This window comes from Larkinella rosea (assembly GCF_003858635.1).
In the GTDB taxonomy this organism is placed as follows: Bacteria; Bacteroidota; Bacteroidia; order Cytophagales; family Spirosomataceae; genus Larkinella; species Larkinella rosea.
Window position 1 is genome coordinate 1,275,252 of the sequence record NZ_RQJO01000007.1, and the last position, 12,266, is coordinate 1,287,517.

6 protein-coding genes are annotated in these 12,266 nt (G+C 53.7%); 5 read left to right on the plus strand and 1 reads right to left on the minus strand.

Going from position 1 to position 12,266, the window contains the following annotated elements; genetic code table 11:
* Positions 1–11: 11 nt before the first annotated feature.
* Positions 12–770 carry an SDR family NAD(P)-dependent oxidoreductase gene (locus EHT25_RS05465; RefSeq protein ID WP_124871799.1) on the minus strand — a complete coding sequence of 253 codons (759 nt, stop codon included), beginning with the start codon at positions 768–770 and terminating at the stop codon, positions 12–14.
* Positions 771–981: 211 nt separating this feature from the next.
* Between EHT25_RS05465 and EHT25_RS05470 the strand changes: the two genes are divergently transcribed.
* From EHT25_RS05470 to EHT25_RS05490, 5 genes are all read left to right on the plus strand, one after another.
* On the plus strand, positions 982–2,055 hold the full coding sequence (locus EHT25_RS05470) for a sensor histidine kinase (RefSeq protein WP_229311442.1): 1,074 nt from the start codon (positions 982–984) through the stop codon (positions 2,053–2,055).
* A 109-nt stretch (positions 2,056–2,164) separates the two neighbouring features.
* Positions 2,165–3,259 carry a sensor histidine kinase gene (locus EHT25_RS05475; protein ID WP_229311443.1) on the plus strand — a complete coding sequence of 365 codons (1,095 nt, stop codon included), beginning with the start codon at positions 2,165–2,167 and terminating at the stop codon, positions 3,257–3,259.
* A 73-nt stretch (positions 3,260–3,332) separates the two neighbouring features.
* Complete coding sequence (locus EHT25_RS05480) at positions 3,333–6,203, plus strand: hypothetical protein (RefSeq protein ID WP_124871802.1); 2,871 nt, start codon at positions 3,333–3,335, stop codon at positions 6,201–6,203.
* Positions 6,204–6,206: 3 nt separating this feature from the next.
* Positions 6,207–9,149, plus strand: coding sequence for a hypothetical protein (locus EHT25_RS05485; RefSeq protein ID WP_124871804.1), 2,943 nt, complete (start codon positions 6,207–6,209; stop codon positions 9,147–9,149).
* A 79-nt stretch (positions 9,150–9,228) separates the two neighbouring features.
* Positions 9,229–12,075, plus strand: a complete 2,847-nt coding sequence (locus EHT25_RS05490; protein ID WP_124871807.1) for a hypothetical protein — start codon at positions 9,229–9,231, stop codon at positions 12,073–12,075.
* Positions 12,076–12,266 lie beyond the last annotated feature (191 nt).

Genomic DNA, 12,266 nt, shown 5'->3' on the forward strand with positions numbered 1-12,266 from the left:
CCGTTACGGGGCTAAACCGGCGGAGGGCTCACGGCTGTCCAGCCCCCATCGACAACCAGGCTTTGCCCGGTAATGTGTCGGGATTGGGGAGCCACCAAGAACAAAGCGGCATTGGAAATATCCTCCACCGTGGCCGGGCGTCCCATCGGTGTAATGCGCGACCAGATGGGTACGTAGGTCGGATCGTCCAGTGTCCGTTCCGTTTGGGTGGCGCCGGGAGCAACGGCGTTGATGTTAATACCGTAGGGAGAGAGGTCGAGCACGAGGTTTTTCGCCAGCATTTCCAGGGCGGCTTTCGTCATGCTGTAAGCCGCCAGGCCCGGATGCGCCTGATGACCTGTTACCGACGACATCAGCAAAATACTGCCCCCTTCGTTCTGGTCGCGCATGTGCCGGGCCGCCAGTTGGGTCAAGAAGAAACTTCCGCGTAAGTTCAGGTCAACAACTTTCTGAAACGCTTCGGGCTGGTAATCGAAGAAATCGCCAAAAATGGTGATGCCCGCGTTAGCAACGACGATGGTCAATTTGCCAAATTCAGCCACGGTTTTATCGACCATTTTCTGAATAAAGGCAACATCGGATACGTCACCCGCAAGCGCCAGACAGCGGCCTCCCTCCTGCCGGATGCGGTCGGCCGCCTGTTGGGCTACCTTTTCATCGAGGTCATTGAGTAAAACAGAAGCACCCTGGCGGGCAAGCTGGCGCGCAATGGCAAAACCGATGCCAATGCCTGCCCCCGTTACAATAGCGGTTTGGGATTGAAAGGTCATGGGAATAGACTGATGCAAAACAAATGGGTGCAAAGATGCCCCAAATTTGAAAAAAAAGTCAACTTTCCCGTCGAACTCTTTTCACCGGCTTTCGGCTCAGCAACTCAAAAGTCTTTATACGCCTTTCCGACTCAGGATTGAATCATCATTTTAAAAAATGTACCTTTAACGGATTTTCCGGATCGATCGGCAAACTCTGACTGCAAGGCGAATGAATCAAACGTTTTACCGACGATTGACAACCTTTTTCTCCCGCTGGGAGCTGTGGTACCACATTCTGATGATGCCGGTTCTGTTCCCGATCGGCAATTATTACTTCGTTGGTCCGCGGTATTTTAGCGATTGGCGGGTGTTCTTGCTGGGAACAGCGGTGGTTTGTGTGCTCTACTGGATCTCCGTCATTGCCCTGACACTCGCCGTTCGGGGCGTCATTGCCCGGTTCCCGGATGCCCAGCGGGCCACCCTCCGAACACTCGTCATGCTCACGGCAGTGGGTACGCTAACCATTGCCTTAGCGGTTCTGGACGTCTTTACGTACAGCCTTTTTCCTTCCCTCGGTGTGGTGTTCACCTGGAATGCCATTCGCCCGATTCTAATTCTCGGGCTGATTTTCGACTTGTGTTTCTGCGTTGCCCTGAACGTTTTTTACACCTACAACCAGTGGCACCGCGATCAGACCGAAAACGAGCTTCTGCGCCAGGCCACGCTGCAACACCAACTCGACACACTGAAAATGAAAATCAATCCGCATTTTCTCTTCAACAGCCTCACGTCGCTTTCCTCCCTGATCGGCGAGGACCAGCAACTGGCCGAAGAGTTTGTCGACCGCCTTTCGAAAGTCTACCGGTATCTGCTGCAAGCCAACACCCGTGAACTGGTGAGCCTACAAACCGAGCTGGACTTTATCGCCAACTACGCCAGCCTGTTGCAAACCCGCTACGGGGCCAGTTTCCGCATCGAACAGTCGGTCGATGCGGCTTATCTGGATCACCTCCTACCCCCACTAACCCTCCAGTCACTACTGGATAACGCGGTCAAATTCAACGCGATGAGTCCGACTAAACCATTGTTCGTCGTGATTGAAACAACATCGAGCGGGCGGTTGAACGTTCGGAATAATGTGCAGCGGAAAGCCGTTAAAATGGATATCTCCCAATCCAAACTAGCTGATTTGATGGTCAAATACCGGCAGTTGAGTCGTGAAGAAGTGCAGGTCGAAGAAACGGCTACGCAATTCGGTGTATCGATTCCGTTACTGGTTTCCCAGCCGATTCAACCCAAATAACCCGGGTTTGTCTCCAGTTTACAATTTAAACGGTGTTCTTTGCAATTCAGGACACGATTTAGACAATCAATTCCGAAAGTTCGTGTTTTTGGAAACCCATGCAGTTATATTGAGCGCACACGATCGGAGTATGAAGTCGGCCATTTTACCCTTTTTTCGTCGTTTTCCGCGCTTACGGAAACAAAGCCAGTGGCACTTTCTGCTGCTTTTTCCGTGGTTTATTCCGCTCATTTCCTACTGGGTAATCGGCGACCGGTACCTCACACATCCCGGAACGTTCATCTGGGCAACCCTGTTAAATCTGGTCATTGCCAGTGGTTGTTTATTTACGCTCGATCAATTGACGCAATGGGTAGTTCGCCGGTATCCGAACCTCGGCCAGACCTGGCAGCGGGTCTGGCGACTATTGCTGGTTTTCATTCTGATCACGCCTTTTTTTATTCTGGGCGGGATTTTTCTGTATGATACGTTCCACCTGTTCGGGTACCACCACGATCCGGGTTCGACCGGTCAGATCCTCTTACTTAATCTGGCAGCCAATCTGGTATCGGTGGGCATCGACGAGAGTGTGTATTCGCTGAACCGCTGGCGGGAAAACACGATGGAGAAAGAGCAGTTGAAAAAAGTCAACCTGCAAAGTCAGTACGAAAGCCTGAAAAGTCAGGTCAACCCACATTTTCTGTTCAACAGCCTCAACTCCCTTTCCTCGCTGATTGCCGACGAACCGGCGCGCGCCGAAGAGTTTGTCGACGAAATGTCGAAAGTGTACCGGTATTTGCTCCAGACGAACGAAGGTGAACTGACGACACTGGCCACCGAACTGACCTTCATTCAGTCGTACTTCCACTTGCTCAAAACTCGTTACGGTTCCGGGATTACCCTGGAAGTGTCGGTGGCCGAACCCTACCTGAGCTACCAGCTCCCCCCGCTGACCCTTCAGATGCTGGTCGAGAATGCCGTCAAACATAACGTCATTCACGCCAATAAACCGTTGCTGATCGAGATCAAAACCACGCAGGTGGGCCGGTTGCTGGTACGGAACAACCTTCAGCAAAAAACCGGTCGGGTGGCGTCCAACCAGGTTGGACTGACCAACATTATGGCCAAATACCGCCTGCTGGCCCAAAGCGATCCCATTGTAACTTCCGACAGTTCGTATTTTACCGTGGCCCTCCCCCTGCTGGAACCCAAAAGTTCCGGATAACCGTTCCCTAAATTTCGGTAAGAGTCTATTGGCGAAATGGTTACCTTCATCGGCGTTCCAAAACCGTTTTGCTATGTCGGTCCCTTCAGTCGCATTCAATCCGTGTTACGACATTCACCTGCTCCGGGGTCAGGTCATTAAAATTGTCGACGAAGAAGACGAATACAGCCTGCTGGAGCTGAACGAAGAACCGGTTTTCGACTACATCACCGATCATCCGGAGATCCGTTGCAGCTTTCGATTCAGTTTTGAAGAAGCAGATGCGGCTACCTTCGCCATCGAGATCACGCGCTCCAACTTTTCGGATCCCGACCTGTCGTACCTGGTCATCACGCTGCTTGATGGCGAACCGGCTGACCCCAAAAACCGCATTCGGAATTTTTACCTTTTCGCGAAGGTGGAAGACGATGAAGAAGAGATTGAAATAAGCCTCCGGATTCACATCCACAACAAAATGGAGGAGGTCTGGATTACACCCAACCCGATTACGGTTTATAACCGCGTCGATTGCTCGCCCTATCTGCGGGCGCGGTACGACGATCAGGTGGTGGCCGAAATCGGAACGGTTTTCAGGGGGGATAACGGCGACGAGGTGTTGTACCACATCGAGCCCCGGCCCGCCATTCGGTGGAGTTCGCCCACGACCGACCTCATTGATGAAGACGACGGCACCATCAGTGCCACGAATCAAACCGGTACGCACCGCATCACCGTCAGCGTTCGCTGGGGGCAGACGTTTGAAAACCAGGCCGAAGTGATTTTCTCGGAAAACCTGACCGAATCATCTCCCCTGCGCGCCGAACCGGTAGCCACCAGCCAGGGACCCGGCCTGAAAGGGCTGGAAACGGCGACTAATATTCTTTTTTTGTCGGATGGTTTTACGGACGAACAGGAATACGACTTCAAGATTTTTGTGCTGGAGTACGTCAGCGATCTGGTGAATAAAAAAATCACCTCGCCCTTCGATCTGCTGAAGAAATCGATCAATTTCTGGATGGTTTTTGTCCCTTCCCGGCAAAGCGGGGCTACGTATCGGGGCGAACTGTGCGTCGAAAAACGAACCAAACCCAATAGCTTCGAGGAAATTTTCGGCGTTGAATTCGACGAACCGATTGATCCGGGGAACCGCGATGTGTCGGAATGGACCATCCGAAACCTGTTTTACAAAGTAGGTTTGCCCGTTCGGGCGGAAGGCGACCCCAACGACGCAGCGGTTTTCAGTCAGATTATTGAAAAATGGCGCGAAACCACCCTGCTGACCAGCGGGCAGCTCGATCACCTGGAAACTGACAAAACCCTCGTCCGGGAATGGCAGCGTTACGCCGACCGGCGGCTTCCCGACGCGGTCGATACGGCTTTCGGGATTACCGTAAATAACCACACGGCGGCTGAGCACGACGGGGATTTCAATAGGATCAATTTCGACGGCAAACGGATTCAGCGCGGAGACTTGGATCGTTTCTTCCGGAACCTCCGCACCCGCGCCGAACCATCGAACCCGGAAACCCGGATCGGCCCCCGGTTTATTCTCGACGACAACGAAAATCCGGGCCGGGACTGGGATAACGTCGTCATTTTGACGGCTGCCCAGCAGGGAACCGCCCAGAATATCAACGGAAATATGTTCGCTCAGGTCGTCGAACTGGACCAGCTGATCATGGCGGGCAAACTGACGGATTTACGAATGTCGGTGGCTCCCACCGAAATGCCGTTGCAAATGTCGAATGCGTTAAAGGCTACGTTGACGCACGAACTGTGTCATTCGTTCGGACTAGGTGACGAATACGCCACAAGCCCGCCGAAAAAATTCAACAAAAAACCGGTCGATGACATTACCTGGGATTTTGCTATTTATCCCTCGCAGCCCTCCGTGCTGGATATTTACGCGAACCTTCAGGCGAAAAAAGATCTGCGCAAAAATCCGTCGAACGCCAACAGCGCAATTGATGCACTCAAGATCAAATGGCGGTACCACCGAATTCAGAAATGCGGGCTGGTTTCCACGATTGCCGTTAACCAGAATACCATTTCCCTCACCCTGCAGGATCAGGTGCAATTGTCGCGGTTTTCGGCCGGGACCACGGTTTTTCTCCGGAAACGCCAACGAAGAAAGGACATTTACCTATTGGTTTCCTCAACCGACGTCAATCCGTTCGTGGAAAATACCATTGTTCATCCGACCTGGATTTCCTCCCGGTTTTTTGGCCGGGCTCAGATTACGGCGGTCGATGTACCCAACGACCAGGTGACGATTCGTTCGGCCCGGACATCGACCACCCTGACGGTAACCCTCCAGCCCGGCAGCGTCAATGCCCTGAGCGTCGGGCAGACGGTTTTTATCGAAACCCAAAGCACCAACCCAGTTCACACGATTTTCCGGACAGATCCTAACGATTTTACGCGAGCCGTTTCGCCCCTGCTGACGGTGACGGATGTCAATATGGGAGACCAGACCATGACGCTGTCCGTTCCGTCCGATGAAACCCTTATCGATTATTTGCAAACGATCGACGAACGGGAAGTGATGATCGTCTACAAACCGGTCGAACTGCCCGCTGACGAGCGGACGCCGGAGTATTCCCACGCCGAACTGATCGCGAAACCCGTTCTCTTTCATTTGAAGGATAACCCCTTCCCATTCAATTCCGACGACCAAAACCGGGAAATTGTCGTGGAAGGATCGAATACCCGCATTCCAAGCCAGCTTGTGCCGTGCTGTTCACGCAATAAAAAACAAATCGTTGGCTTATACAGCGGGGGCAAAAAATACCACGGCAGCATTTATCACCCCACGCCTTTTTGTCTAATGCGTCATCAATACGTCGGTGAAAAATACACCGAGCTCTGCGCTGTCTGCCGCTACACGCTGGTCAATCTGATCGACCCCAACCGGTTTGGCGCTTTTGATGACGATTACATGAGTCGGAAAATTTATCCATCGTGAGTTATGGCCGTTCCCTTCATCCGGTTTACGCCCCCTTACGACGTTCATTTGCTGCGGGGGCAGTCGTTTCAGCTCATCAGCGACGGGCTGCGAGCAGCTGACAACAGCCCGTTTGTCGATTTGCTGAAGATCGGCGATAGCTATCCCGGCCCGTACATCGACGCCCATCCAACCCACCAATACCGGTTTCGGTTCAGTTTTGACGAAGCCAAAGCCGCTGATTTTGGCATTCATATTTCAAATCCCGTCGCCGATCCGCGCAAACCCGACTGCCTGATCCAACTCGACGCGGCCGAACCGACGCTGGCCGAAAACCGCATCCGCAATTTTTACGTCTTCGCGCAGGTCATCGACACGCTCGGCACGCCCAGCCCGGACGACGATTTAAGGAACGAAACCGCTTTACGCATTCACATTCACACGTCGATCGCCGAAGTCTGGTTAACGCCCAACCCGCTCACGATTTATCAGGGGCTGTATTACCGCGCCGAACTCTACGCCCGCTTCGACGACGGCTGCATTGCCAAAATTGGTAATTCTCTGTTTCAGGGAAATCACGGTTCCGGTTTTCGGTACAACATCAGTCCGCCGATTACCGTCGCCTGGGATTCCGACACCCCCGGTTTTATTGGTCCGGGATTCGACACCCTCCGGCCGCAGAATCTGTCGGGCACCCACCGCATTTCAGCCGAAGTATCATTCAACGGAACCACCTTGCCACCAGCCCGGGCCGACGTGGTGATCTCCGAAATGCTGACCCACGCGACGTCCCTGCGCGCCGAACTGGTGGCCACGGGCTTCGGACCCGGTTTTTCGAAACTGGACACCGTTCCCAACCTGTTGTTTTTGTCCGAAGGCTTCACCGACGACCAGGAGTTCGAGTTCAAATCGCTGATCGCCGATTACGTGTACGATCTGGTCAGTAAAAAAATCACCTCGCCGTTTAACCTGTTGAAAGGGTCCGTCAATTACTGGATGGTTTTCATTCCCTCGCGCGAACCCGGCCTTGCAACCTTCGGCGAACAGCGGGTCACGGAAGAAACCAATTCCATCAACCTGGTTCAGTTGGAAGGAACGACGATTCCGTTCATCGAAAAACCGGTCAACCTGTCTGTCTCAGACTGGACGATCAATCACCTGCTGTATTTTGTCGGATTGCCCGCGCGCTTCGAAGGCAACAGCCCCGACGAACTGCTCGCCGAGAAATGGAAAGCCACCACCAACCTGACCGACAATCAGGTCGATGATTTAATCGAGAACTGTACGGAATTGATCGAAGAGTGGAAATCGTACGCGGAACGACGCCTGCCCGAAGTTCCCGACACGGCGCTGGGCGTCAGGGTCAATGATTACACGGCGGCCCGGTACGACGACGATTACAACATGATAAACCTGGATGCCAAACGGACGCACCGGGATTATCTGGACGATTTTTTCTATGGTTTGCGGGATGCCGCCAACAACCCGGTGGGTCGAACGTTCATCAAATCGCCCCAGTCGACGCCGGAACCAACGCTGCCGCAGGGTAAAGATTGGGATAACGTCGTCATTTTGACGGCCTTCAAGCGCGGGCGGGCGCAGAACGAGGATGGATACATGTTCTCGAACATCGGCAGTCAGGATTTTGATGAACTAACCGGCGACCTGACGCATAACCGCGTTTCCATCGAACCCGTCACGATGCCCTTCAAAATTCCTCCCGGCCTGAAAGGAACCATCACTCACGAGATTTGCCATTCTTTCGGGTTGGGTGACGAATACGGCGAATCGCCCCCTTCGGATTCCTTCAGAAAAAAACCGGTCAACCATCCGGACGTTGTTGGCTGGGCATTCGCCAACTACGACGGCGACGGGGCCAGTCTGGACAATTACAGTAATCTGCAGGCCAAAGCCGATCTGAAAATTCTGGGGACGGACGGCACCCCGCTTCTCAATCCGTACCGCATCAAATGGCGGTATCACCTCATGCAGAAATGCGGGATGGTGACGGCCGTTTCGGCGACCGCATCGACGCTCACCCTCACGCTGCAACGGAACCAGGCGGCTCAATTTGCCGCAGGCAATGCGGTTTTTCTGCGAAAACGGAAGAAAGACGGTTTTGCCTATCGGATTTCGGAAACGACTGGCAGCCCCCCGGTTTCCATTAGTCTGGTCTTACATCCGGACCCGGTTCCTTCGGAGTTTTTGGGCGACACCACCGTCCAGTCGGTTGATCCGGCGCAGGAACGTGTGACGATTGAAAAAGTGGTCGGTTTTGGGCCTACCCGGCAGACCGTTACCCTGGATCTGACGCTGGAAAGCGGAAAAGCGGTTTTGTGTCAGCCGGGTCAAACCATTCGAATCGGTCAGGATAGCCGTCCGGGACCGATTTTCACGACCTTTCGCTCGGCCACCGGCGAGATCGAGCAAAAGGCCATTTCGCCCTTGCTGACCATTTCCAGCGTCAACGCATCCGCCAACCAGCTCGTGCTGACTATTCCGGCCGACTTCCCGGATTTCCTGAAAACAAAGACGTCCAACGACGATCTGATCGTTTATCAGCCCATCGACATGCCGGAGGGGCAACGCTCGCACGACTATCCCCACAAGGAAATCATTGCCAAACCGGTGCTGGATCACCTGTTGGTTCATTCGTTTCCGTTCAACGCCGATCCAGAAACCCGGGAGGTGATCGATACCGGATCCGGTACGGAGATTCCGAGCCGGCTGGTCCCCTGCTGTTCCAAACGGGAGCGGGAAATCATTGGCCTGTACTCGGGGGGTGCGCGGAACCACGGCGGTATTTACCACCCGGCGGCCCAGTGCATGATGCGGCACCACACGGACCACAACCGGCACATCGAGCTTTGCGCCGTCTGCCGCTACACCCTGATCAACCTCGTCGATCCAACCCAGTTTGGAGCCTTCACCACCGATTACCTCGATCGCAAAATTTACCCGGACTGAGCGAAGCCGTTTGCTCAATTTCCGTAAAAGCCTATGGCAGAATTGGTTACTTTGACCGACATTCCTAAAAGATCCTTCCATGCCAGCACCCCGCCCCACCTTCAACCCGCCTTACGACATTCACCTGTTGCGGGGACAAACCATCGAATTGTCCGGTTTGCTGGAGATCGACCGGACCACGGCTGCGGACTTCATTGATGCGAATGCAACTATCAAATACGGTTTTCAGACCAGCTTCAACGCATCAGCCAACCTGAAAATTACGGCCACCATCGGCAATGCGGCCAGCCGAAAACCGACCTGCACGATTGCCCTGAATGCCACGGCCCCGACCAATCCAAAATTCCAGATCAGCAGTTTTCTGGTCTACGTCATCGTTACAGACACGTCCGACAATTCCACGAGCGAAACGGCGCTCCGGATTCACGTTCACCAATCGATCCAGGATGTCTGGATGACGCCCGACCCCTTCACGGTTTATCAGGGAATGAAAGACGCCCGGGCCGGGTTATACGCCCATTTCGATGATGGCGTGGTGGCCGAAATTGGGGACATTTATTTCGGCGACAATGGGGGCGTGGTGCCGTATACAATCACGAATAAACCCCAGATTACGTGGAAATGCACCACGGCATCCAGCCTCATCAATGCGAACGGAAAAATAACCACCGGCCAGCTCTCCGGCGATTTCCCGGTGAGCGTCAGCGTGAAATACGGCACCAAAACCGTTTCTGCCACCGGAAAAATCCGGGTTTCGACCAATCTGTCGGCGAACCAAACCGCCATTCGGGCCGAGCTGGTTACCACCGGTGGAAGCCCCGGTTTTTCGCGACTAAATGAGGTTCCGAATATACTTTTCCTGTCCGAAGGCTTTACGGACTCCGGCGTTTTCGAGGACATGGTGAACAATTACGTCGCCGATCTGGTCAAGAATAAAATCACCTCGCCTTTCGATCAGCTCAAAGGTTCCATCAATTTCTGGAAAGCGTTTGTCCCCTCGCGCGAAGTCGGCTTGACGCACCGGAGCGTGCTGGAAGTCTACGCATCCGGCACGACTCTGAATGCGTACAGCCTCAGTGTTCCGGCCAAACCGGAAAGCGATGACGCCAGCACCTGGACAGCCGAAAATCTCCTGTATTTTGTCGGCGTTCCGCTGAAAAGCGACGAAGCCGTCGACGATGCGGTGTTGCGGCTTCGCTGGGAAAACACGACCCGGTTAACGGCGGCCCAACTCGATGTCCTTTTCAGTGTGGACAATGCCCTGGTTTTCGGCTGGAAATCGAGCGCCGACCGGCGGCTGCCCGATGCGACGGATTCAGCCTTCGGGATCAGTGTCAATGATTACACAGCGGCCGCCCAGGATGAAAAATATGAGTTAATCAATTTTGACATTCGCCGGGTGCAGCGGGATTTTCTGGATGGTTTTCTGGGTAGTTTGCGGGATGTGCAAAACAACCTGATCGGACCGGTTTTTGTCATGGACAAGGCCAGCGGAAACCGGGGCAAGGATTTTGATAACGTCATTTTTCTCCTGGCCACCAACGCGGGTCGGGCGCAGAACGAAACCGGTTATCTGTTCGCCGGGCTGAAATTGCCCGATGATATTACGCTAACGGGCACCCTGGCGGACTTCCGGACGTCTCGGATTCCGCCAGTGCTGCCCAGCGTATTGCCCATTATGGCGAAGGCCACCCTGACTCACGAACTGGTCCATTCCTTCGGATTGGGTGATGAGTATGGCGAGCCGAATTCCGATTATTCCAACAAGCCCATCACGGACCCGGCGGTAGCCAACTGGCCTTTTGCGAATTACACGGACGGGGTCTATCTTACCGATGAATACAGCAATCTTCAGGCAAAACAGGATCTGGAAAGCCCGGTTACGGGGGGCGGAACCGCGCTGGACTCTTTCAAAATCAAATGGCGGTATCCGCGCATCCGGAAATGTTCGCTGGTGACGGCGGTCAGTCTGTCGGTCAGCGACATTGTGATGACTTTAAAATCACCCAAAGCCGATTTCAAAGTGAATGAGACGGTTTTCTTCCGAAAAAGGCGCGTAAACCGGTTTCAGATGCGGGTGTACGACGAAAAATACAAGGTCGAAGCCGACATTGTGAGCCCGGCAACGCTGGCCGAGGAGTTTATCAAATACTACGTCAAAGTCAAATCGATCGATTCGGCCAACAATAAAATCACTATCAAAAGCGATTTCGGCACGACGGCGGTTGCGGTGGAGTTGAAGGCCGGGCAAACCCGGTTTTTCAAGGTTGGTCAGCGTCTGGGCATTTTTGAAAGACGGGTTTTTGATCCGATTTACACGGTTTTACGAACGCCCGCAGCCACCGCCGGACAACCCGACCTTCAGACGCTTTCACTGTCCCCCGAAATGAAAGTCAAGTCGGTTACGGCCACAACGGTTACGCTCCAGACCGTGGGGACAACTCCCCTGACTGCGGATTTAACGACGATCCAGCCGAACGAAGAACTGCTGCTCTACGCCGTTGTGGAGGCTCCGCAGAAACACCGCAGTGCGCAGTATCCATTTGCCGAGCTGACCGCCAAACCGGTACTCGATTACCTGAAAGCCAATCCGTTTCCGTTGAACGCCAATCCGGCGCACCAGGAAATCATTGATACCAGCATCGTTTCCAATTCCTCGTTGCCGCAAAGTCTGGTGCCCTGTTGTTCGCGCCGGAAGAAGGAAATCGTCGGTCTGTTCAGCGGGGGAATGACCCGGCACGGTGGCATTTACCACCCCGCGGCCAAATGCCTGATGTTCACGACAACCGAGGAGGACGACAAAAAGAACCAGCATTACCTCGAATTGTGCGCCGTCTGCCGCTACACATTGATCAATATGATTGACCCAACGCGGTTTGCCAAATTCGATGAGGATTACATGAGCCGTAAAATATATCCGGATTAAGCCCACAGCCGTTCACTCAATTTCTATAAAAGCCTATGGGAGAATTGGTTACTTTCAACGACTTGTCCTAATCCTTTTTCTAGCCGCTAGGCTCCGGTTTGCGCCCCTTCCGACGATCACCTGCCGCGTGGCAGTCGGTTCAGGTGAAAAAACAACGCTAAGCTGGCTTTAACCATTTATCCCTAACTGGC

Coding starts and splice junctions, on each gene's coding strand:
- EHT25_RS05465 (WP_124871799.1), bottom strand. CDS start 770: ATGACCTTTCAATCCCAAACCGCTATTGTAACGGGGGCAGGCATTGGC.
- EHT25_RS05470 (WP_229311442.1), top strand. CDS start 982: ATGAATCAAACGTTTTACCGACGATTGACAACCTTTTTCTCCCGCTGG.
- EHT25_RS05480 (WP_124871802.1), top strand. CDS start 3,333: ATGTCGGTCCCTTCAGTCGCATTCAATCCGTGTTACGACATTCACCTG.
- EHT25_RS05485 (WP_124871804.1), top strand. CDS start 6,207: ATGGCCGTTCCCTTCATCCGGTTTACGCCCCCTTACGACGTTCATTTG.
- EHT25_RS05490 (WP_124871807.1), top strand. CDS start 9,229: ATGCCAGCACCCCGCCCCACCTTCAACCCGCCTTACGACATTCACCTG.